This window comes from Nocardiopsis sp. ATB16-24 (genome assembly GCF_030271535.1).
Taxonomy (GTDB): Bacteria; Actinomycetota; Actinomycetes; order Streptosporangiales; family Streptosporangiaceae; genus Nocardiopsis.
In genome coordinates, this window is record NZ_JASCXJ010000002.1 from 358,171 (window position 1) to 380,721 (window position 22,551).

21 protein-coding genes are annotated in these 22,551 nt (G+C 69.8%); 13 read left to right on the plus strand and 8 right to left on the minus strand.

Features of this window, described 5'->3' with window-relative positions; translation table 11 throughout:
• The first annotated feature begins 45 nt into the window (after nt 1-45).
• From PFX91_RS03695 to PFX91_RS03710, 4 genes are all read left to right on the plus strand, one after another.
• A complete protein-coding gene (locus PFX91_RS03695; RefSeq protein WP_285729390.1) occupies nt 46-759 on the plus strand; it encodes a TetR/AcrR family transcriptional regulator in 714 nt (237 codons plus the stop codon).
• A 132-nt stretch (nt 760-891) separates the two neighbouring features.
• Nucleotides 892-2,517, plus strand: coding sequence for a peptide chain release factor 3 (locus PFX91_RS03700; protein WP_285729391.1), 1,626 nt, complete (start codon nt 892-894; stop codon nt 2,515-2,517).
• A 695-nt stretch (nt 2,518-3,212) separates the two neighbouring features.
• Entirely contained in the window at nt 3,213-4,502 is a 1,290-nt protein-coding gene (locus tag PFX91_RS03705; protein WP_285729393.1) for a citrate synthase, read from the plus strand.
• 196 nt (nt 4,503-4,698) lie between these two features.
• The gene (locus PFX91_RS03710) at nt 4,699-5,388 is read left to right on the plus strand and encodes an HdeD family acid-resistance protein (RefSeq protein ID WP_352231619.1); all 690 of its coding nucleotides are present in this window, start codon (nt 4,699-4,701) and stop codon (nt 5,386-5,388) included.
• On the opposite strand, the gene PFX91_RS03715 is transcribed toward PFX91_RS03710, so the two are convergent.
• Nucleotides 5,358-5,717, minus strand: a complete 360-nt coding sequence (locus PFX91_RS03715) for a putative quinol monooxygenase (RefSeq protein WP_285729394.1) — start codon at nt 5,715-5,717, stop codon at nt 5,358-5,360. The two genes, PFX91_RS03710 and PFX91_RS03715, sit on opposite strands and share 31 nt — an antisense overlap.
• Before the next feature lie 296 nt (nt 5,718-6,013).
• On the opposite strand from PFX91_RS03715, the gene PFX91_RS03720 reads away from it, so the two are divergent.
• The 7 genes from PFX91_RS03720 to PFX91_RS03750 all read left to right on the plus strand — a co-directional run bounded on the left by PFX91_RS03720 (nt 6,014) and on the right by PFX91_RS03750 (nt 14,577).
• Nucleotides 6,014-7,279: a hypothetical protein gene (locus tag PFX91_RS03720; protein WP_285729551.1), complete on the plus strand. Its 1,266-nt coding sequence runs from the start codon at nt 6,014-6,016 to the stop codon at nt 7,277-7,279.
• Nucleotides 7,276-9,699: a serine/threonine-protein kinase gene (locus PFX91_RS03725; RefSeq protein ID WP_285729395.1), complete on the plus strand. Its 2,424-nt coding sequence runs from the start codon at nt 7,276-7,278 to the stop codon at nt 9,697-9,699. The genes PFX91_RS03720 and PFX91_RS03725 overlap by 4 nt, the downstream gene beginning before the upstream one ends.
• Before the next feature lie 17 nt (nt 9,700-9,716).
• Complete coding sequence (locus PFX91_RS03730; protein ID WP_285729396.1) at nt 9,717-11,030, plus strand: PP2C family protein-serine/threonine phosphatase; 1,314 nt, start codon at nt 9,717-9,719, stop codon at nt 11,028-11,030.
• Between the two features lie 9 nt (nt 11,031-11,039).
• Entirely contained in the window at nt 11,040-11,735 is a 696-nt protein-coding gene (locus PFX91_RS03735) for an FHA domain-containing protein (protein ID WP_285729397.1), read from the plus strand.
• 6 nt (nt 11,736-11,741) lie between these two features.
• Nucleotides 11,742-13,193, plus strand: coding sequence for a GlnX family signal transduction membrane protein (locus PFX91_RS03740; RefSeq protein ID WP_285729398.1), 1,452 nt, complete (start codon nt 11,742-11,744; stop codon nt 13,191-13,193).
• An 81-nt stretch (nt 13,194-13,274) separates the two neighbouring features.
• Entirely contained in the window at nt 13,275-14,156 is an 882-nt protein-coding gene (locus PFX91_RS03745; protein ID WP_285729399.1) for a glutamate ABC transporter substrate-binding protein, read from the plus strand.
• Nucleotides 14,157-14,250: 94 nt separating this feature from the next.
• Nucleotides 14,251-14,577, plus strand: coding sequence for a DUF6221 family protein (locus PFX91_RS03750; protein WP_285729400.1), 327 nt, complete (start codon nt 14,251-14,253; stop codon nt 14,575-14,577).
• Between the two features lie 34 nt (nt 14,578-14,611).
• On the opposite strand, the gene PFX91_RS03755 is transcribed toward PFX91_RS03750, so the two are convergent.
• The gene (locus PFX91_RS03755) at nt 14,612-14,896 is read right to left on the minus strand and encodes a ubiquitin-like small modifier protein 1 (RefSeq protein ID WP_285729401.1); all 285 of its coding nucleotides are present in this window, start codon (nt 14,894-14,896) and stop codon (nt 14,612-14,614) included.
• A gap of 1 nt (nt 14,897) precedes the next feature.
• Nucleotides 14,898-16,001 carry a WD40/YVTN/BNR-like repeat-containing protein gene (locus tag PFX91_RS03760; RefSeq protein WP_285729402.1) on the minus strand — a complete coding sequence of 368 codons (1,104 nt, stop codon included), beginning with the start codon at nt 15,999-16,001 and terminating at the stop codon, nt 14,898-14,900.
• Nucleotides 16,002-16,447: 446 nt separating this feature from the next.
• Between PFX91_RS03760 and PFX91_RS03765 the strand changes: the two genes are divergently transcribed.
• Entirely contained in the window at nt 16,448-17,056 is a 609-nt protein-coding gene (locus PFX91_RS03765; RefSeq protein ID WP_285729403.1) for a TetR/AcrR family transcriptional regulator, read from the plus strand.
• A 165-nt stretch (nt 17,057-17,221) separates the two neighbouring features.
• Here PFX91_RS03765 and PFX91_RS03770 read toward each other — a convergent pair whose 3' ends face one another.
• Nucleotides 17,222-17,713: a GreA/GreB family elongation factor gene (locus tag PFX91_RS03770; RefSeq protein ID WP_285729404.1), complete on the minus strand. Its 492-nt coding sequence runs from the start codon at nt 17,711-17,713 to the stop codon at nt 17,222-17,224.
• A 201-nt stretch (nt 17,714-17,914) separates the two neighbouring features.
• On the opposite strand from PFX91_RS03770, the gene PFX91_RS03775 reads away from it, so the two are divergent.
• Entirely contained in the window at nt 17,915-19,453 is a 1,539-nt protein-coding gene (locus tag PFX91_RS03775) for a PucR family transcriptional regulator (RefSeq protein WP_285729405.1), read from the plus strand.
• A gap of 85 nt (nt 19,454-19,538) precedes the next feature.
• On the opposite strand, the gene mnhG is transcribed toward PFX91_RS03775, so the two are convergent.
• From mnhG to PFX91_RS03795, 4 genes are read right to left on the minus strand one after another with little or no spacing between them, the layout of a single operon-like run.
• Complete coding sequence (mnhG, locus tag PFX91_RS03780; RefSeq protein ID WP_285729407.1) at nt 19,539-19,925, minus strand: monovalent cation/H(+) antiporter subunit G; 387 nt, start codon at nt 19,923-19,925, stop codon at nt 19,539-19,541.
• The gene (locus PFX91_RS03785) at nt 19,922-20,281 is read right to left on the minus strand and encodes a monovalent cation/H+ antiporter complex subunit F (protein WP_285729409.1); all 360 of its coding nucleotides are present in this window, start codon (nt 20,279-20,281) and stop codon (nt 19,922-19,924) included. The genes mnhG and PFX91_RS03785 overlap by 4 nt, the downstream gene beginning before the upstream one ends.
• Nucleotides 20,278-20,895: a Na+/H+ antiporter subunit E gene (locus PFX91_RS03790; protein WP_285729411.1), complete on the minus strand. Its 618-nt coding sequence runs from the start codon at nt 20,893-20,895 to the stop codon at nt 20,278-20,280. Before PFX91_RS03790 ends, PFX91_RS03785 begins: the two co-directional genes overlap by 4 nt.
• The gene (locus PFX91_RS03795; protein ID WP_285729412.1) at nt 20,892-22,550 is read right to left on the minus strand and encodes a Na+/H+ antiporter subunit D; all 1,659 of its coding nucleotides are present in this window, start codon (nt 22,548-22,550) and stop codon (nt 20,892-20,894) included. Before PFX91_RS03795 ends, PFX91_RS03790 begins: the two co-directional genes overlap by 4 nt.
• Nucleotide 22,551 lies beyond the last annotated feature (1 nt).

The following is a 22,551-nucleotide window of genomic DNA, read 5'->3' on the forward strand; positions in this document are numbered from 1 at the left end:
GGGGTCGGATAGCTTCGTGGGACCGGGGTGAAGAGGGGTGGACCGATGGAGCGGTCGGGAGGTCGGGGAGGCCAACCGCGTGTGCCCACTCGGGAGGTGGTTCTGGCCGCGGTGCGGCTGTTCACCGAGAACGGGTTCGAGGCCACGACGATGGACCAGATCGCCGCCGACAGCGGGGTGAGCCGCCGCAGCCTGTTCCGCAGGTTCGGCTCCAAGGAGGACATCCTCTTCGCCGGGCACGACGAGCTGTTCTCCACCGTGGCCGGTTACCTGAGGGCGTCCCCGGACGAACCGCTGACCACGGTGTTCGCCGCCGCCCGTCTGGTGCTCCAGGACTACCTGGGGGACCCGGAGGTCACCCTGCCCCGCTACCGCCTGGTGCGGGCCCACCCGCGACTGCGTGACCGGGAGGTGGCGATGACCGCGCGCTACCAGGCCGCGTTCAGCCGCTATCTCGCCCGCCAGGAGGGCACGGAGAGCGGCTCACCGGTCGCGGAGATGGCCGCCGCCTCGCTCATCGCGGCGCACAACCACGTGCTGCGGGGGTGGCTGCGCGATCCCGAGCAGGACGGCCAGGAGGTGCTGGCGCGATTCGAGGAGGCCATGGACCTCGTCCGCCGGGTCGCCGAACCGATGCTGCACGCCGAGGGCGGGCCGGGGAACGACCGGGTGCTGGTGGCGGTCTATCCCGGCGGCATCGGACGCGAGGAGCTGCTGCGCCGCATCGGTGCGGCCGTGCAGGAGTCCGGGAGGGTCTGACGCGGGGAGTCGTCACCGCTCCCGCATACGGGTGACCTCCCCCCCCGCATGGCCTGGGTCGAGTCGTGGCGCGCGTAGTCTGGACGGGGTCGGAAAACCGGGCGAGCACACGATGCGGAGCGGACGGCGGAGATGAGTGTGGACACGGCGAGTGCCGCCAAACAGGAGTCAGAGGTCACCCGCGAAGCGGGGCGGCGGCGTACGTTCGCGGTCATCTCCCACCCCGACGCCGGTAAGTCCACACTGACCGAGGCATTGGCCCTGCACGCCGCGGCGATCTCCTCCGCCGGCGCGGTCCACGGCAAGGGCGACCGCAAGGGGGTGACCTCGGACTGGCTGGAGATGGAGCAGGACCGGGGTATCTCCATCACCTCCGCCGCCCTGCGCATCGACTACGAGGGATGCGTGCTGAACCTGGTGGACACCCCCGGTCACGCCGACTTCTCCGAGGACACCTACCGGGTGCTGTCGGCGGTGGACTGCGCGATCATGCTGCTGGACTCGGCCAAGGGCCTGGAGGCGCAGACGCTCAAGCTCTTCGACGTGTGCCGCGCCCGGAAGATGCCCGTGATCACCTTCGTCAACAAGTGGGACCGTCCGGGCCGTGAGCCGCTGGAGCTGCTGGACGAGATCGAGCAGCGCATCGGTCTGCGCCCGACCCCGCTGAACTGGCCGGTGGGCATCGCGGGGGACTTCCGTGGGCTGGTCGACCGTCGCAGTGGTACCTACACCAGGATGATCCGTACCCCCGGTGGCGCCCACAAGGCGGTCGAGGAGGTCGTGGACGCCGACAAGGCGGCCGAGATGGAGGGCGAGGCCTGGATCCAGGCCGGCGAGGAGATCGAGCTGCTGGAGGCCCTGGGCGCCGACTTCGACGAGGAGTCGTTCATGGCGGGGCGGTCCTCTCCGGTGCTGTTCGGCGCGGCGTTGCCCAACTTCGGGGTCGGCCAGTTGCTGCGGGCGGTGGTGGAGTTGGCGCCGGCCCCGGCGCCCAAGGCCGACGACCGGGAGCGACCGCGCCCGGTCTCCGAGCCGTTCTCGGGCCAGGTGTTCAAGATGCAGGCCAACATGGACAAGAACCACCGGGACCGGATGGCGTTCGTGCGCATCAGTTCGGGCAGGTTCGACCGCGGCATGGTGCTCACGCACGCCCCCACGGGGCGCCCGTTCGCCACCAAGTACACCCAGGCGGTGTTCGGCTCGGACCGCACCACCATCGAGACGGCCTACCCCGGCGACGTGATCGCGTTGGTCAACGCCCAGGCCCTGGCGGTGGGCGACACGCTCTACGACGGACCCAAGGTGGTCTTCCCGGCCATCCCCAGTTTCGCCCCGGAGCACTTCGTGGTGGCCCGCTCCAAGGACGCGAGCAAGTACAAGCAGTTCCAGCGCGGTATCGCCCAGCTGGACGCCGAGGGCGTGGTGCAGGTCCTGACCTCGGACGTGCGGGGCGAGCAGGCCCCCGTGCTGGCCGCGGTGGGGCCGTTGCAGTTCGACGTGGTCCGTCACCGCATGGAGCACGAGTTCCGCTCTCCGGTGGAGACCTCGCCGCTGGACTACTCGGTGGCCCGTCGCACCGACGAGGAGTCGGCGCCGAAGCTGCACGCGTTGTCGGGCGCGGAGGTGCTCCGACGTCGGGGCGACGGTGAGCTGTTGGTGCTGGTGCACAACAAGTGGCGGTTGCGGGTGATCGAGCGCGACAACCCGGATCTGTTCATGGAGCCGTTGCTCGCCGGTGGGGTCGCCGAGGGCGAATGACGTCCCTCCGGCCCGTTCCGAGAGGCCGTCCGTGCCGTTTTCACGGAGCGCCCCAGGTATTCACCTCGGGTGAATACCGATGACGATCCGCCTGCTCCGACGGGGCGTGTGAACTTCTGTGCCCCGAGCACGGTCCGCCTCCCTTCGTGCCCCCGGTTCCGCCGTGGTCCGGGGACCTTGGCCTCCTCCCGCCACAGGTGGGGACGGCAGAGGCGAAGATCACCGGTTGTGGGGTACCCCGCCTCAACCCTTGTGATCAGGGCGAAGGTACCCTGAGAGGTGGCCACTAGGGCACTTCCGGACACCTGTCCGCATCGAGCTTCGTCCGACTTTGTCCATTTCTGTGAAAGGCGGTCGGCGGAGGCGGGGGCGGGCCGACGACGGGATGTCCGGAGGACCGGTACAGGAGACGAGGCGGTGTCGGGAGGATCCCCGGCGTCCCGTGACGTCTCAGGGTGATCACGAAATAATCGACAGCCGGCAAAGTTTGCAAATCTTCACCGTGCGGTAATTCGGCTCACGTCTGGGTATGTGTTGCATGTCACCTGTTCGTGAATCGGTGAAACTTATATGGTTTTGCTTAACTGTCGTTTAACAAAACAGAACAATAACGAGTGAAGCAGGAACGTGGCGGCGGACCGCCCCGCGTCTGACGCATCTCACGTATCCCCCGCCTGGAAAGGTTGACCTCGGGCATGAGCGAAGACGACAAAGAGCGCACGGTGGAGCTCCACTACGAGGGCGGCGTGCTGAAGCTGCCGGTGCACACCGGTACCGAGGGTGAACGCACCATCGAGCTGAAGGCCCTGCTGGGGTCGACCGGTATGACCACCCTGGACCCCGGGTTCGGCAACACCGCTTCGTGCAGCTCGAAGATCACCTACATCGACGGGGACGCCGGTATTCTGCGCTATCGCGGATACCCGATCGAGGACCTCGCCGCGGGCGCGACCTTCCTGGAGGTCGCCCACCTGGTGATCTACGGTGAGCTGCCCGACGCGGGTCGACTCAAGGAGTTCGCCGACAAGCTGCGCGCGAACGCCGACATTCCGGCCGACATGGGCACGCTGATCGACGCGATGCCCCGTAACGGCCACCCGATGGCGCTGTTGGCCAGCGCCGTGAACACCCTCGCCGCCTACTACGACGACAGCGTCGACCCCGGCGACGAGGACCAGGTGGAACTCGCCACGATCCGACTGTTGGCCAAGCTGCCGACGATCGCGGCCCGCATCTACCGCAACTCCATCGGCGAGAAGCCGATCAGCCCGGACGACTCCCTCGACTACGTCGACAACTTCATCCGGATGACCTTCGGCGACGTCCACGCCGACAGCGAGCTGGGCGACCTCTTCAACAAGGCCGTCGGCATGCTGCTGGTGCTGCACGCCGACCACGAGCTCAACTGCTCCACCGCCACGGTGCGCGTCGTCGGCTCCGCCAAGGCCGACATCTACGCCAGCGTCGCCTCGGGCATCAACGCCCTGTCCGGCCCGTCCCACGGCGGTGCCAACCAGGCGGTGCTGGAGATGCTGGAGCAGATCCGCGACTCGGGCATCTCCCTGGAGGAGTTCCTGGAGCGGGTCAAGGCCCGCGAGATGCGCCTCATGGGCTTCGGCCACCGGGTCTACAAGAACTTCGACCCGCGCAGCAAGGAGATCAAGGAGCTGGCCGGCCAGATCCTCGACCGCGACGAGAACCCGGACGAGCTGTTCGCGCTCGCCCTCAAGCTCGAAGCCGCCGCGCTCGCCGACTCCTACTTCACCGAGCGCAAGCTCTACCCGAACGTCGACTTCTACACCGGCGTCATCTACCGCACCATGGGCTTTCCGACCAACATGTTCACCGTGTTGTTCGCCCTCGGCCGTCTGCCCGGCTGGATCGCCCACTACCGCGAGCAGCTGCACGACCCCGACTTCCGGATCGCGCGCCCGCGCCAGCACTACGTCGGCTCCCCCGAACGCCGGCTCCCCGGCAGGGACTGACCCTTTCGGACACAGCGAGAGCGCCCGCCCGCGTCACGACGGGGCGGGCGCTCTCGCGTCGTCCGCGTCGGTCGCCGTCGTTCCTCCCCAAAGGAACGGGGTATCACAGCTGTCACAGGGACGGTGGGCCGTCCCTCTTTCCCCTTATTTTGCGGTCGGCCGTCCTCGGCGGTCGTCCTCCGGGGGAAGGGGCTGGATGCGGCCCCCGTCCGAGGGTGCGCGAAGGGAGGCGACGATGATCCGGTACGCGTTGACCGGTGACCTGCTCGGTGAACTGAGGCGGCACTGGTGGGTGGTGGTCCTTCGTGGGATCGCCGCGCTCCTCTTCGGTGTGATCGCCCTGGTGTGGGTGGACAAGACCCTGGTGGTGCTGGCGATCATCTTCGGTTTCTACGCTCTGGTGGACGGCGGGGCACTGGGTTACGCGGCCTATCGCGCGAGACCGGGCAACCGGGCGCAGTTGGTCGTACAGGCGGTCCTCAGCGTCCTGGCCGGGCTGATCGCCCTGTTCTGGCCGGTCGTGGCGATCCTCGCACTGGTGTTGGTCATCGGTTTCTGGGCGGTGTTCACCGGTGTCGCCGAGATCGTCACCGCCATCCGTCTGCGCGCACACCTGAGCTCGGAGTGGCTGCTGGTCTTCGTCGGCGCCCTCTCGATCGTCTTCGGTCTGCTGCTGTGGTTCTGGCCGCTGGCGGGCGCCCAGGCCATCATGCTCGTGATCGCGGTGTACGCCATCGTCTTCGGCGCGGTGATGACCGTGGTCGGATTCCGTCTGCGCAACGCCGACGCCCTGCCCCCGGGAGGAGCGACCCCCCTCGACCGACCCGGCGGTCGTCACCGGAGCCCCGACGAGGACTACCCCGAGGACCCCGACCGGCCGGCCTGACCCCGGCTGATGAGGAGTGAACCCAAGCGGTCCTCTTGGCTTCCGGGGACGGTCACCCGTGCCTTCTCCTCCTGCCACGCCGAGAAGTGCGGGGTGCGCCGGTGGGCGCGCAGCGCCTCCTCGTCGGCGAACACCTCGTACACCCAGAACACCTCCGGATCCGAGCCGTCGGCGACCACGTCGAAGCGCAGGCGACCCGGCTCGTCGCGGACCGATGCCGAGGCGTTGGCGAGGATTCCCGCGAGGAAGGCCGACCGGTGGCCCGGACGCACCCGGATCGAGATGACGAGCGAGATCGGGGCGCCGGGAGCGGGCAAGGGAGCGGGCATGGGAACTCCCATGGGGGCTGGGGACAGGGTCCGTGATCCTATGCGGTCTCCTTCGGCGATGGGGAACGGTACCTTCCGCGCCGTCGCCGCTCGCGGAGGTCTTCGGCGCGTGGAAGGAGCACATGTGGCCGTTCGTGGCCGGAAACCGTGCCATCCCTTGTGGTTCGGGAAGGTCGGCGCCACACTCTTCTTGAGGTAAAGGATTGTTGACCGTCCACTCCCGGGCGGGTACGGAAGCAGGAACGCCGGAAGGGATACGGCAGGTGGCCAGCGCGTCTGGAGCGAGCACACCGCCCATGAGCTGGGAGGGCATCGACCACGCGCTCAACCGTGCGCGGGGCGAGGCCGACCGGATGGCCCTTCACCTGGCGGATCTGGACGAGCACGTGGGGTACCGCCTGCTGAGGGAGACCGACCTGGTCGGGCGCACCCGCGAACGCTGGGAGTACGCCGAGGATCGCCTCCAGAGCCTGCTGGCGGTCTATGGTGCCTTTCGTCGTACGGTCGACCGGATGCACGCCCTGCGCCTGTCCGCCGACGGCGCCCCCGAGCACCAGACGGCGTTGACCGACCTGCTCAACGGCGCCTCGGTGACCCTGCCCACCGGGAAGGCCCCGTCGGGCGGGCACGGGCGGTTCCACGTGGGACGCGAGTGCATCACGCTCGCCGACGCCGTGGCCCGCATGTCCGCCGACCACGAGGAGGCCACCGAGGTCATCTCGGCCACGGAGACGGCCTGGGACGCGCTCCATCCGCGCCTGGCCGAACTCGACGCCATGTGGTACGAGATCGGCACCCTCTCCGACCTGATCGAACTGGGCGAGAACGAGTACGAGTCCCTGCGCGCCGAACTGGAGGCGGTCAGCACCACCGTCCGACGCGATCCCCTCTCGCACGTGGAGGAGGGGCGCGTGGACACCTCCTCCCTCGAACGGCTGCGCCTACGCCTGGAACGTGTACGCGGAGAACTCCGCGACGCGCTGCGCATGCGCGACTCCTACACCGAGAGCGTCGAACGGCTCCGCTCCGCCATCGTCGACGTCGGCACGGTGCTCACGCGCGCCCGCGGGCTGCGGCGACAGGTGGTCGCCAAGATCTCCTCGCCGGTGGCGGTCGACGTACCCGACCCCGTTCCCACGCTGTTGGCCGGCATCGACGACATGGACGCCCTCCGCGCCCAGAACAGGTGGCGTGAACTCGGCGCCCGCCTGGGCGAACTGCAACGGGCCGTCCACGAGGTCGCCGACGACGCACGCGAGCGCGAGGCCGGTCTCACCGGACTCCTGGAACGCCGGGCCGAACTGCGCGGCCGGCTGAACGCCTACCGGGCACACGCGGTCCGGCTCGGCGTGGCGGGGGAGGAACGACTGGCCGAACTCCACCGCAAGGCCCACTGGGAGCTGTGGGCCGTGCCCTGCGACCTGCGGGCGGCCACGGTGATCCTGTCCTCGTACCAGTGCGCGCTCCAGGAACGCGGAGGAACCGACCCCTTCGGGGACAGAACCACACCGGACGGGAAGGCGTCTGACGGCCAAAGAGACGGCGGAGGGAGAGACAGATGACCGCGTGTGCGTCCTCGGGCTGTCACGGTCTGATCGAGGGCGGTTCCTGCGGGGTGTGCGGATCGACTCCCTCGGGCGCGACATCCTCCGGACCCCCCTCGGGGGACGCCGTGGGTCGTCCTCCCCACGTCCCCGCGTCGGAGTCGGGGCCGCGACGCCCCTTCGCGGCCTCGGTCACCGGAGCCCGGCCCGGCGGTGGGGACGAGGCGCTCGACCAGTGGCTGTCCTCCGGCTCCTCCACCCCCTCCGGCGGCGAGCCGGGGCACTCCCATCCCGTCTCCGGTCACGTCCGACTCTCGGGCCGCTCCGGCCCCGGCGGCGTCGCCGCCACGACCGGCTCCGCCGTCAGCGGCCGGGGGGCGGGGCGGGGAAGTCGCCGTTCCTCCCGCGGCATGCTCGGTATGGGCATGGTCCAGGTGCCCCTCGTGCCCTACCGGGACCCGGCCGAGGCCGTCATGGACCGCCCCGTCGTGTCGGAGAAGAACCGCTTCTGCGGTAACTGCGGAGAGAGGGTCGGCCGCTCCCGGGGCGACCGGCCGGGCCGTACCGAGGGTTTCTGCCCCGCCTGCGGAACCCAGTTCTCCTTCACCCCCAAGCTCTCCCCGGGAGACCTGGTCGGCGGGCAGTACGAGGTGCTCGGCTGTCTGGCCCACGGCGGTCTGGGGTGGATCTACCTGGCTCGCGACCGCAACGTCAACGACCGCTGGGTGGTCCTCAAGGGTCTGCTCAACGCCGGTGACGCCGAGGCGCACAAGGCGGCGGCAGCCGAGCGCGCGTTCCTCTCCGAGGTCGAGCACCCCAACATCGTCAAGATCATCAACTTCTCCCAACACCCCGATCCACGTACCGGCATCCCCGGCGGCCACATCGTCATGGAGTACGTGGGGGGCAAGTCCCTGCGCGAGCTGCTGGTCGAGCGTCGTGAGCAGGGACCCGACGCGGTCCTGCCCGTGGACCAGGTCATCGCCTACGGCCTGGAGGTGCTACGGGCCCTGGGCTACCTGCACTCCAAGAACCTTCTCTACTGCGACTTCAAACCCGACAACGTCATCCAGAGCGAAGAGCAGATCAAACTCATCGACCTGGGCGGCGTACGGCGCATGGACGACACGGTCAGCCCCGTCTACACCACCCCCGGTTACCGGGTGCCCGAGGACGAACTGCGCGATCCCGGTCCCAGCGTCAGCGCGGACCTGTACTCGGTGGGCCGTGCCCTGGCCGTGCTCAGTTTCCGTTTCAACTTCCTACGGGAGCACCCGCACAGCATCCCGCCGCGGGAGACGGTGCCCCTGCTCCAACGTCATGAGTCCTTCGACCGGTTGCTGCGTCGCGCCACCCACGCCGAGCCCGAACTGCGCTTCCACGACGCGGGCGACATGGCCGACCAGCTCACCGGCGTGCTGCGCGAGGTCATGTCCGATCTGGAGGGAGTGCCCCACCCGGCCCCCTCGAACCTGTTCGGCGGGGAGAACTCCACCATCGCGGGCTTCGACCACGGTGCGCACGAGGCCGATCGCATGCTCGCCCCGCCCCCGCTCACCGAGGCGGCCGCGCTGCTGCCCGTGCCCCTCATCGACCAGACCGACCCGGCCGCCCGGCACCTGCACGGCTTCGAGGCGCTCGCGCCCGAGGAGCTGATCCCGGCGTTGCGCTCCATGGAAACGCCCACCCCCGAGACCCTGCTGATGTCGGCCCGCGCGCTCATCACCCTCGGGCGTCACGGCGAGGCCATGGACGCCCTCCAACGCTTCAGCGAACTCAGCCCCGGCGACTGGCGCACCATGTGGTACCTGGCGGTCGCCGAACTGAGCACCGGCCGGTTCCACGACGCCCGTGACCACTTCGACGAGCTGTACGACCACCTTCCCGGGGAGGCCGCGCCCAAGTTGGGTCTGGCCTTGGCCTGCGAACGCACCGGCGAGTACGACGTCGCCGCACGCCAGTTCCAGACCGTGTGGAACACCGACCACTCCTTCGTCGGCGCCGCGTTCGGTCTGGCCCGCATCCGCCTGGCACAGGGGGATCGGGCGGAGGCCATCGCGGTCCTGGACACGGTTCCGGAGCTGTCCAGTCTCCACGTCCACGCCCAGACCGCGCTGATCACCGTGCTCGCGGCACGGAACGGAGGCACCGCCGCCGACTTCGTGGAGGCCGGACGGCGTCTGGAGCGGGCCCGCCTGGACGGCGAGTCCGCGGACCGGCTGGCGGCCCGGATCCTGGAGTCGGCCCTGGTCTGGCTCGGTGCGGGGGGCCGGGCCCAGGAAGGGCAGGTGCTGCTGGGCGGACCGCTCACCGAGGAGGGCGTACGGACCGACCTGGAACGCCGCTACCGCGCGCTGGCCCAACGCGCCGTGGTGCGCTCCGTACGCTACGAGCTCATCGACAGGGCCAACTCCCTGCGCCCCATGACGCTGCTGTGAGGATCGAGGAAACGGCGATGACCAAGGTGTGGAACTGCCCCGCCTGCTCGGACAGGGTGACCGAGGGAGACGTCTTCTGTGAGGGATGCGGTCGTCCCCTCCCCGAGGAGGTCGCGTCCGCGTCCGAGAAGCACCCGGACTCGGTGCCCACCGCGCCCCAGGCGAGCCTGTCGGGGATGCGGCCGACCGACGCCGACCCCGCCCCCACCGACGCTCCGGGCGGGGGAGCGCCCCACGGAAACGGTGAACGCCCGGGCATGGTGCCGCCGGAGGGGGCTCCCACGGCACCCCAGGTGAGCCTGAACGCCGCACGGCGGGGGGACGACCCCTCGGGCGCCCGGTCGGCGCGGCGTGACGGTGAGCCGGGAGCTTCGCGGCGACCCCAGCGGCCCGAAGCCGACGACGTCGTCTCCGACTGGCCGCCGCCCGCCACCGGCAGCAACCCGGTACGGCCCACCAACCCGGAACTGTGCGTGTGGTGTCCCGGTCGGGTGGAGGACGGGTACTGCCGGACGTGCGGTCTGCTCCAGCCCACCGGGCGCGACCACGTCGAGGTGCGCACGCACGCGGCCGTCGGCGTCAGCGACCGGGGCCTGCGGCACGAACGCAACGAGGACGCCATGGCGATCCGCGTGGTCGAGGCCGACCACACCCGCGCTCCCGGAGTGGTCTGCGCGGTGGTCTGCGACGGGGTCTCCACCTCCCCGAGATCGGACGAGGCCTCCCGGGTCACCGCCGAGACCGGGGCGACCACCCTGGCCGAGCAGATCCGTCGGGGCGTCGACCCTCGGGAGGCCACCGGGGTGGCGATGACCAGGGCGGCCGAGGCGGTCGCGGGGATCGCCGAATCGCCCGGCTCCGCGCCCGCCTGCACCTTCGTGTCCGCGGTGGTGGACCCCGCCACGGGCGAGGCCACCGTGGGGTGGGTCGGCGACAGCCGCGCCTACTGGCTCTCGGGGGGTCCCACCGCCAGCGCTTCGGCGCTTTTGACCAGGGACGATTCCTGGAGCGAGGCGATGGTGCAGGCGGGAGCGCTCTCCCGGGAGGAGGCGATGCGTTCGGCCAACGCGCACGCCCTGGTCGCCTGGATGGGCGCGGACTCCGGCGAGATCGACGCCCACATCTCCACGGTCAGGCCGACCGGCCCCGGCGCCGTCGTGCTGTGCAGCGACGGCCTGTGGAACTACTACCCCGAGGCACAGGACCTGGTCGACGCCGTCCCGTGGACGGACACCCGACCCCACGAGGCGGCCCGGACCTACGTCAGGCTCGCCCTCCAGGCCGGCGGTAAGGACAACATCACCGTCGTCGTCATCCCCGTGCCGGGGTAGGAGGGACCCATGTCGAGTTGCCCCTCCGGGCACCGCTCGACCACGACGGACTTCTGCGACGTCTGTGGACTGCGGCTCCAGGCCTACCCCCCACCGGTTCCGGCGCCCCGTCGGGCCCCGCCGACCCCGCCCTCGGCACGGCCTCGTACGCCCGGCCGGACGGTGGTCGAGCCGCGAGGAGGCCCCTGCCCGGGCTGTGCGACCCCCCGCACGGGCAGGTTCTGTGAGGAGTGCGGGTACGACTTCGCCTCGCGGTCGGGTGGTCACCGACACGGTGGGGCCGGGGTCGATCCCGGAAGGGCGCACTGGCGTGCCGTCGTGGCCGCCGATCCGGCGTACTACCAGTACATGGCCGACCAGGGCAGGCTCGACCCCTCCCTGCTCCCCTTCCCCAAGAGGCACGTCCAGCGTCGGGTGACGCTCGCCGGCGACCGGGTGCACATCGGTCGGCGCAGCGTCTCCCGGAACTTCACCCCCGAGATCGACCTGGGCGGACCCGGCGGGGATCCCGCCGTCTCCCACGTCCACGCGATCCTGGTCGCACGGCCCGAGGGTTCCTGGGCCCTGATGGACCCGGGATCGACGAATGGGACCACGGTCAACGGAGCCACCGACCCCCTCACCCCCAACGTGGAGGTTCCCCTACATGACAACGACCGGATCTACGTCGGCGCATGGACCGTCATCATCCTCCAGAAGGGGTGAGTCCCGTTGACGCCTCCTGACCTCGCACGGGTGGGGCGAAGGCGGGCCGCACTCCGCCGGTGGTTCGGTACGACCCCGGCCAAGGTGTGGCTGTCGGCGTCGGCGTGCGTGGTGGCCGTCGTCGGCCTGTTCGGTTCGGCGGCCTTCGCGTTCGACCAGGCCCGTAGTGGTCTGCACGTCCTGAAGGAGGGGGCGGGGCCACAGGCGATGGCGACCACAGAGCTGTACCTGTCGTTGGCCGACATGGACGCGCACATGGCCGACGTACTGCTCATGGGAACCGACCACGACCTGGGTTCGAGACGTGAGGACGCCCTGAAGCGGTACGACACGAGCCGGACGAAGGCCAACGAGACCTTGGTGCAGGCGGCGTTGCTGACCGAGGACGACGAGGTGGAGAAACGCAACGTCCAGTTGGTCCTGGACGGGATGGGCGCCTACGAGAGGCTGGTCACGCGGGCCCGGTTGCTCAACGACGAGGCGAATGCCCCGTCCGGACGGGTGGACCAGGAGGCTCTGGAGGAGTACCGGCGGGCCACGCGGTTGATGCACACGGAGCTGCTGCCCAAGGCGTTCAACCTGGGGCTGGACTCGTCGGCGATCGTGCGCGCCGACCACGAGGAACGACAGTCCGCCGCCGGGTTCGGCCTGGTGGGAGTGGGCGTCACCGGGCTGATGGCGGTCACCGCACTGCTGGCCTTGCAGATGTACCTGCGCGTACGGTTCCGGCGACGGATGAACGTCCCGTTGCTGGGTGCGACGGCGGGCACCGTCCTGCTCACCGCCGGGATGGCCCTGGCACTGTTCTGCAGCAGCGGCCATCAGCGCGAGGCCAAGGAGGGCCTGGACGCGGTCATGGCGCTGTCCCGTGCCGGAGCGATCTCCACCGACATGCAGGCGGACGAGAGCCGGTACCTCATCGACCCCGACAGGGCCGACAACTACCAGCAGGTGTACCTGGAAAGGGCCCAACAGGTGCTGTTCTGCCAGGCGAACGACCTGGCGACCTACTACGAGGCCATCGAAAAGGTCGCCAAGGATCAGAAGTGCCCCGATCCGGATGAGCCCGACAAGAACTCGGACGCCCTCGGATACCTGGGGCCGGACGCCCAGAAGGTGCTCCTGTCGGGCTCGGAGGGCGCGCTGGCGGAGGTACTGGAGTCCTACGCCGCCCTTCAGAGCCAGGACCGGGCTCTGCGCGCGGCCAAGGAGGACGGCGACCTGTCCGAGGCCATCGACATCCGCATGGGCATCACCGACGCCGAGGACGGGGCCTTCCAGGCCTACGAGGGCACGCTGGCGGAGCTGATCCAACAGCGCCGTGACGCGTTCGACGAGGGCAACGAGCGCAGTGACGCGACGCTGTCGCCGTGGACGTGGCTGCTTCCGGGCGGCACGGTCCTGCTGTTGGCCCTCGTGGTGTCGGGGGTCCGTCCCCGGCTGGCCGAGTACCGGTGACCGGAGGAGACGACGGTGGACCCGCGCAAGGGACCGGACACCCGAGCTTTCCCCATCCCCCGAGAGACAAGGAACAGGCCGATGAGGTTTCGCCACCGTCGTACCGCCTCCGCGGGTGCCCTGGTCGCCGCGGTGGTGCTGGGGCTGTCCTCCTGCTCCGTGGTGCTGGGCGAGGAGGAGTCGCTGCTCGACGCGACCTCGCTGACCGTCGGAGTGAAGGGGGACCAGCCCAAGCTGGGGCTGAAGAACGACGACGGCGAGTTCGAGGGCTTCGACGTGGACGTGGCCTACTACATCGCGGAGAAGCTCGGTTTCTCGAAGGAGGAGGTGGACATCGTCGAAGTCACCTCCGCCAACCGCGAGGAGAAGCTGCTCGGTGAAGACAAAGACAAGGACAAGGGCAAGGACGAAAAGGTGAACATGGTCGTGGCGACCTACTCCATCACCCCCGAACGTAAGACCGAGGTCACCTTCGGGGGGCCCTACTACGTCGCCAAACAGGACGTGCTGGTACGTGCGGAGGACACCCACATCCAGGGTGTTCGCGACCTGGAGGGACTCACCGTCTGCCAGGGCGAGGAGTCCAACTCCGCGGCCCGCATCACCGAGGGGTTGGGCATCGACATCGAACAGATGAACGCCCCCGACTACAGCTCCTGTATCGACGCCCTGCGCGAGGGCAACGTGGACGCCGTGTCCACCGACAATCTGATCCTGGCCGGGTTCCTCGCCGAGGAGCCCTCCGCCTTCCGGCTGGTCGACCAGCCCTTCACGGACGAGAAGTACGGTGTCGGGCTGCCCCACGGTGACGTACGCGCGTGCGAGGCCGTCAACAAGGCCATCAGCCAGATGTACCAGGACGGTACCGCGCAGGAGTTGCTGGACGAGTGGTTCGGCGAGACCGGCCTTGAGGCGGTGACGGGCGAGCCCGCGCACGTGCCCCAGTTCGAGGGGTGCGGCTGAGGGGACGGTCATGGCGGGGGAGGACTGCCGCCGAACGGGGAGATCACACATACTGGGGGCTGATGTGGAGCGAGGGGCAGGAGGGAGTGGCCCGTTGACCATCGTCGAGTTCCTCAACGCGCGTCTGGACGAGGACGAACGCGCGTCGAAGGCCGCTCCCGTGGGAGCCCGCGGCCGGGACAGGGCGTTGGCGGAGGTCGCGGCCAAGCGCAAGATCGTCCGTGGGTACGTCGAGGCGCACCGCGCCGGCATGCGCAGACTCCAACCGATCCTGGACCCCGCGTCCTCCTCCGACCATCCCCCGCGGCCTGCCGACGACGGTGATCCGTGGGCCGAACTCCTGGCCTGGCGGCTGGCCCTGAAGTACCTGGCGGGGGTGTACCGGGCCCACCCCGAGTACGACAGTGCCTGGGAGGACTGACACGGGTGCCGGGGAGGCCCGCCCGTAGGTCGGTTCAGCCGCCCGCGACCGACGGGAGCACCCGCACGTCCGCGCCCTCGTGGAGCGGTGCCGCCAGCCCTCCGGCCGTACGACACTCGTCCTCGTCCACGAACACGTTGACGTAGCGGCGCAGGCGTCCCTGTTCGTCCCGGATGCGCCGGTCCACACCCGGATACCGGGCGACGAGCGCGTCCAGCACCTCGCCCAGGGTGGTGCCCTCCTCCACCTCCAACGGGACGTGGGCGGCGCCGTCGGTGTCGGCCCGCAGCAGCCCCGGCAGATGTACCGTCACCCGCATCTCACACCTCCGCCGCGCGTACGCACAGGACGTCGGGCAGGTGTGCCACCACCTGGTGCCAGTTCTCACCGTCGTCGGTGGTGGCGTAGACGTCGCCGGTACGGGTCCCGAAGTAGAACCCGGGCACGTCCGCGCCGTCGGTGCAGGCCCCGTCGCGGAGCACGATCCCGAAGTAGGGGTCCTCGGGGAGTCCGCGCGTGACCGCCCGCCAACCGCCGCCCCCGTCGTCGGTCCGGTACACCCCCAACCGGTCGTTCGGCGGCAGGTGCACCTCCTGACTGACCACGGGGAAGTTGAACGCGCCGCCGGGGCGGTGCGGGTGGGCCACCACCGCGAAGCCGAAGTCGGTGGGCAGCCCCTGCTCCACTGCGGTCCAGCCCCTGCCGGCGGGGTCCTCGCTGCGATACACCCCGTGGTGGTTCTGCGCGTAGAGCACGCCGTCGGGGCCGGCGGACACCTTGTGCACGCACTGTCCGTACTCGGGCTCCTCCTCGGGAAGGAACACCGCCGATATCCCCCGGTTGGTCGCGGTCCAGCTCGCGCCGTCGTCGCGGGTCTGGTAGACGCCACCGGTGGACATGGCGACCGTCATGGCGCCGGGCACGCGTTCACCGGCTCCCAGGATCCCCGGCAGGATCGTGTGGATCGCGCCGCCCCCGGCCCCGGGGAACCAGTCGGCGCGGTGCGGGTGGTCCCACAGGGCGCGCACGAGCGTGAAGCTCCCGCCCCCGTCAGAGGAACGGAACAGGGCGTGCGGTTCGACGCCCGCGTACACGGTGTGGGGATCGTCGCCGAAGGCGAACTGCCACACGCGGGTGAGCGAGGCGTCGGTGTCCGCGGGGAAGGCGATGGGCGCTGTTTCGGGCTCGTGCCAGGTCCGGCCGTGGTCGTCGCTGTACCGGACGCTGGGGCCGAAGTGCGAGTTCTCCACCCCGGCCAGGACGCGGCCCCCGTGCGGGGAGATCCCGACCGCGTACACGGCGCTCATGTCGGGGTGGTCCGCGGAGCCGAGCCGATGGGGGCCTTTCACCTCCCATCCACGCCGATCCTCGCTTTGGGCGGTGAAAAGCCCCTTGCGTGTGCCGATGACCAGGAGATACGCCATGACCTGCTCCAGGATGAGGATGAGAACCCCACTGTGACACAGGCCACCGACGTTCGGTGGAGTGCGCTTCCCCCACCACACGTGTCGGGTCGCCGGGAACGCCGATGGTGAAGGAGGTGAACGGTTTCGGGGAAGGAGAACACAGGACAATGGTCGAAAATGGTCCGCCGTCCGTGGCATATCCGCCGCGGTAGGGGAACCCTTTCTCCACGGGTGTCCCTCCCGAAACGGAAGGCGGTTGTCAGACCAGGACTTCTCTGCAATAAAATTCCGGGCCAACCGGTGCGATCGTGCGGGGCCGGACCTGTACCCGCACGATCGTTCCTTCCCTACGACAGCACAGAAGATCTCCCGCTCACTCGGTTTTCACGGCGCGTTTCAGGACTGCCGTCCTCAAGGTCCTCGTGCCGGGGAGAACCGGGCCCCCACTCGATAGGTTTCGCCTCATGCAACACCCCCCGGACACGCTTCACGCCCGCAAACGACGCAAGGCTCGGGCCATGATCGTGTCAGCCGCCTTCCAACTCTTCGCCGAGCATGGATTCGACAACGTCACGGTCGCCGCGATCGCCGAACGCGCCGAGGTCGGCCGGACCACCTTCTTCAGATATTTCGGCGACAAACAACAAGTACTGTTCGCCGACGTCGCAGCCGAGGACGAACGCATGTGCGCCTACGTCCGGGAGAACGCGGAGCAGCCCCTGGGTGAGGACCTGTACGCCGCGATCGAGCTGCTCCGGAGGGCGAGCACGGCCTCCACGCCCTACACCGCGCTCTCACCCGCGCACTCGGCCGTGCTGAAACGCCTGCTCGGGGAGAGCGCGGAGCTGCGCTCCCGCTACCTGCTCACCCGAGAACAGCGGGCGATGAGGTTGGCCGGTGTCCTGACGGAGGCGGGGGCGACCGAGAGGGTCGCCGTGCTCGCCGCCCACACCGCCATGGCCTGTGAGCTCTCCGCCACACGACTGGCGGAGAACCCCGAGACCTTCCCCCGTCGTCTGGAGGAGGTCCACGGCCTGTTGCGCGCTCCCGGCGGGCACAAGACGGTCCCCTGACCGGGGCGGTCCTCCGACCCGGGTCCGTCGGTGGTCGTGTGCGTCCACCGACAGGGCGGTCCCACCGCCCGCTTCGGCGGCGGTGACGGCCGTGCCCGCGCGGGGCCCACGACGAGGCGGGACCGCTTTCCGTGTCCGCACGGAAAGCGGTCCCGCGCCATGGTCTCAGTCGTCCGACGGGACCCGGTAGGGCTCCGCGTTCACCAGGGTGACTCCGATGACCACCCCGCGTGGAGAGGTGAAGGTACGCCTTTCGCCCCGGCGGGCGCCCAGCAGTGAGGCGCCCAGCGGAGACTCGGGCGAGTACACCGTCATCCTGTCCGCCACGGAGGCGTCCCGAACGCCGAGGAGGAACTCCTCCGTCTCCTCCTCCTCGTCGTCGTAGCGGATGGTGAGCACCTTGCCGGGGGCCGCGATCCCGTCGTCCGGGGCGGCCTCGCCCACCACCGCCTCGCTGAGGAGGCGTTCGATGGTGTTCACGCGCGCCAGGCGCACCGCGGGGTCGTGAATGTAACGGGGCGCGGGGTTCTTACCCCCCGCGCCCCCGTCCGCCCCGGTCTCGGGGTCGTCGTCGGGGACTCCGCGCAGCGTCCTGAGCTCCTCCTGGAGCCGTTCGTATGCCTCCCGGGTCATCCATCGTTCGGTGGTCTTGGCCATGGGGCGTTCGTTCCTTGTCTTCACGGGCGCGTGCCGCGAACCGGTCGCGGCGTGATCGAACACGCGAGAGGGCCGGGGGTGCGCCGCTCGTTCATCAGGAGTGTGTCCGGCTTCCCTGCACGGACGGTTATCCTTGGCGCACAATCCCACGAGCTGCTTTTGTGGCACCGGAACAACACCTGAGCACCGGGGAGGGGCACCGTGATCCACCTGGACCGGCTCGTCAACGTCCTTGGCGGATACGGAGCCCGACTGATCGGCTCGGAACGACTACGTCGCCGGGAACTACGCAGCGTCGCCATGTACGACCCCCTCGACGAGGCGCCGCCCCTGGGCGACGCGCTCCTGGCCGTGGGCGTGGAATCGGCGGAGGAGGCCGTGCGCCTGGCCGAGCGGGCTCGGGCGACCGTCGTCATCGTCCGTTCCGCGACCGAACCCGACGCCGAGGTGCGTGAACGCCTCAAGTCGGGTGGGCTGGCCCTGCTGATCGTGGAACCCGACGTGACGTGGAGTCAGGTGTCCGGCGTCGTCTACGCGCTGGTCCTGGAGGGGCGTGAGACCGAGGCCGGGCGCGGTCCCAGCGACCTGTTCGCCCTCGCCGACACCATCGCCGCCGAGGTCGACGGGCCCGTCACCATCGAGGACCGCTCCTCACGTGTGGTCGCCTACTCCGCCGCGCAGGCGGACACCGACCGGGTGCGGCGCCGGACGCTCGTGGACAGGACGGTCCCTCTCCAGGTCCGGGACCGGCTGGAGGCCGACGGGGTCTTCACCCGGCTGGCCACGACCACCGAGCCGTGGTTCGTTCCGGAGATACCCGAACTCGGCATGGGCGGGCGCACCGCCGCGCCCATCCGGGTGGGCCGCGAACTCCTGGGGTCGCTGTGGGCCGTGTGCGACGCCCCGTTGGGGGCGGAGCGCTCACGGGCACTGCGGGAGGGGGCGCACACGGTCGGTCTGCACATGCTGCGGGCCAGGGTCAGCAGCGACCTGGAAAGACAGGTGGAGTCGGAGTCGGTGATCGACCTGTTGGAGGGTTCGGCCGATCCGGTGCAGGCGGCCGGACGGATCGGACTGCTCTCCGCCGAACTGCGGGTGATCGCCTTCCAGGCCAGGGCCAGCGCCGAACCGGAGGCCTCGATCCTGCAACTCTTCGAGCAGGTCACCACGGGTTTCGGGTGGTCGCGGCCGGGACGCAGCACGTTGTTGGGCACCACGGTGTACACGGTCCTGCCCTGCGGGGCCGATCCCACGCCGGCGGTGGAGTGGGTTCGCTCGACGACGCGCGGTCTGCCCGAGAGCCCGGGGCTGGTCGCCGGTGTGGGAGGTGTGGCCGACGCCGCGGGCCTGCCCGCCAGCAGACAGGAGGCGGACGAGTGCCTGACGCTGCACGCGCAGACACCGGAGAAGACGGACCCGGTGGTCTACGACCAGGCCTGGCACTCCGTGCTGCTGCGCAGGTTGCGGCTGGTCGCCGAGAGCGGGCGGATGCCCACCCGCAACCCGGTGGCGGACCTGGTGCGCAACGACGCCGAGTACGGCACCGACCACATCCGGACCCTGCGCACCTGGCTGTACTCGCACGGCGACCTCGGAAGGACGGCGGAACTGCTGGACCTGCACCCCAACACGGTGCGCTACCGGTTACGTCGGATGGGAACGGTGACGGACCTGCGGCTGGACGATCCCGAGGCACGCGTGGCGATGATGGTGGCCCTGGCCGCGCTCGCGGACGGATAGCGGGGCCGGGCGGCCGGGTCCTTCCCACCGGTCGCCCCGCTCCGGAACGGGTCTTCCGGGAAGCGGGTGCCCCCGGGGCGGAGCCCTACCGGTTCTTGTCGGCGGCGCGCCTGGCCTCGATGTGCTCGGCCATCTCGTCGCGCACCATCGTGCCCGAGTCGATGCGTTCGGTCCGGTAGGCCACCCGGGTCACGATGTGCCCGGCGACCGGGATGGTGAGCATCTGGAAGAAGCCCACCAGGAAGAGCGTCCCCACGCTGAACACGTCGGTCTCCACCGGGATCAGACGGATCCCGATGCCCACCAGCACCAGCAACAGTCCCAACACCTGCGGCTTGGCCGCGGTGTGCATGCGTGAGAGCAGGTCGGGGAAGCGGAGCAGCCCCGCGCCGGCCACCAGGGAGAGCGCGGCCCCCGCGAAGATGCACAGGATCGCCACCCAGTCCAGGACGGTGATGAGCGCCTCGCTCATGGGGTCTCCTCCCGCTGGTCGGACTGGTCGGGCTGGTCGGGCTGGTCGGGCCGCTCGGATCCGGCGAGCGCCTCGGCGGGGGAGACGACGTCCTCGTCCTCCGTGCGCCGTGCGACGAACTTGGCGAGACTGACCGAGCCGATGAAGCCCAACAGGGACAGCACCAGCAGGGTCGGCAGCACGGTGGGGTCCCGGTGGAAGGCGGCGTAGGCACCGGCTCCGGTCAGCGCGGAGGCCAGGAGCACGTCCACCGACAGCGCCCGGTCCAGGATGCTCGGACCGATCATCATCCGGGTCAGTCCGGCGAGCGCCGCCAGGCCGAGCATGACGCCGATGGCGATCCACAGAGCGTTCACGTCTTCTCCCCCCGCCCGAGCTTCTCGACCCCGCCCGCCCGCAGCGCCGCGATGTCCTCCCGCGTACCCAGCGCCATCACGAAGCCCTCCTCCAGTTTGCGAACGCCCCGGCGACCCTCCTCCATGGCCTCCTCGGTGTCCGCGCCCAGCACGTGCACGTAGAGGATCCGTTCGGTCCGCTCGGCCTCCGCGATCACCGTGCCGGGGATGATCGAGGTGGCGATCGCGGTGAACACCATCATCAGGTCCGACTCGGTGCGCATCGGCACCGCCACCATCGAGTTGCGCACCGGCTCGGGACGGAAGGTCATGATGGTGACCTGGATGCTGGCCAGGGCCATCTCCCGGAACACGTACGCGGCCAGCCGGATCATGTGCAGTGGACGGAAGCGGAGCCCCGGGGTGATCGGGGGCAGGGGGAACAGCAACATGATCAGCACCGACACCAGGAACCCCAGGACCAGCAGGCCCAGGGACTCCCAGCGCGGCTGGAAGCCCTTGAAGAGCAGCATCCACACCAGGGTCATACCGAGCGCCACCGGCAGCTGTACCTTGCCGAGGCGGCGTCGTAGCGCGGTCAGGCCGAGCGGCCTCTTCTGCCGTGGGTCGCTCATCGGTAGCCTCCGAGAACCGCCTCGATGTAGGGGGTACGTGCCTGAAGCTCGGTGGCGGCCTCCGACGCGTACGAGATCAGCGGACCGGCGAACACCGTCAGGGCGATGCTGAACGCCACCAACCCCACCGTGGCGCCGACCATGCTCCGGGGCAGCACCACCGACGTGACCACCGGGGTGGCCGCGGTCGCGGTGTCCCGGAGGCGGGAGGAGGGACCGACCGCCTCACCGGGGCCCAGCGCCGCGGTGGAGGGCTCGTCGGTGTCGGCGTCCTCCAGCACGGTACCGGGCTCGGCCACCATGCCCTCGGAGGGAGTGCGCCAGAAGGCGTAGTTCCACACCCGGGCGATCACGTACAGGGTCAGCAGGCTCGTCAGCACGGACGTGCCCACCAGCGTGTACGCCAACGGGGTGCCGACCTCGACACCGGCCTGCAACAGCCCCAGCTTGCCGAGGAAGCCCGACAGCGGCGGGATCCCGCCCAGGTTCATCGCGGGGATGAAGAACAGGATCGCCAGGATCGGGGCGATCCTGCCCAGGCCGCCCAGACTGTCCAGGGACGTGGAGCCGCCCCGGCGTTCGATCAGGCCCGTGACCAGGAACAGCGTGGTCTGCACGGTGATGTGGTGCGCGATGTAGAACACCGCGCCCGTCATGCCCAGTTCGGTGCCCAGGGCCACGCCGAAGACCATGTACCCGATGTGACTGATGAGGGTGAAGGACAGCAGACGTTTGATGTCGGTCTGCGCGACCGCGCCCAGGATGCCCATGATCATGGTCGCCAGCGCCACCCACATCAACAGGGCGTTGATCTGGTCGCCGGGGAAGAGCAGGGTCTGGGTGCGGATGATGGCGTACACGCCGACCTTGGTGAGCAGGCCCGCGAACACCGCGGTGACCGGCGCGGGGGCCGTCGGGTAGGAGTCGGGGAGCCAGGCGGCCAACGGGAAGACCGCCGCCTTGATGCCGAAGGCGAACAGCAGCACGATCTGTAGGGTCGTCCTGAGTTCGACGGACAGCTCCGGCAGTCGCTCGCCGAGCTGGGCCATGTTCACCGTGCCGGTGGCGCCGAAGACGAGTGCGATGGCGATCAGGAACAGCACCGAGGACACCAGCGACACCACGACGTAGGTGGCGCCCGCGCGCATCCGGGCCTGGGTGCCTCCCAGGGTCAACAGCACGTAGCTGGCGGTCAGTAGGATCTCGAAGCCGACGTACAGGTTGAACAGGTCTCCGGCGAGGAAGGCGTTGGAGACGCCCGCCACCAGGATCAGGTAGGTGGGCTGGTACACCGACAGGGGCGCCACCTCGGCCTTGCCGGCCATGCCCTGGCCGATGGAGTACACCAGCACGGCCAGGGTGATCGCGGCCGACACCGTCACCATCAGCGCGGACAATCGGTCGGCGACCAGGGTGATGCCGATCGGGGCCGCCCAGCCGCCCACCTGGACGGCCTGCGGGCCGAACTCGTGGGCGCCCAGCATCAGCACGAAACCGATGGCCAGGACCACCGCCAACGAGATGACGCTCAGCCACTGCTGCACGCGGGGCCAGCGGATGCCCAGGGCCAGCTTCACCCCGGCCGTGAACAACGGCAGTACCACGGGCAGGGGGACGAAGTAGTGCAGGATGCCCGCGAGAGGGTCCAGGCCCATG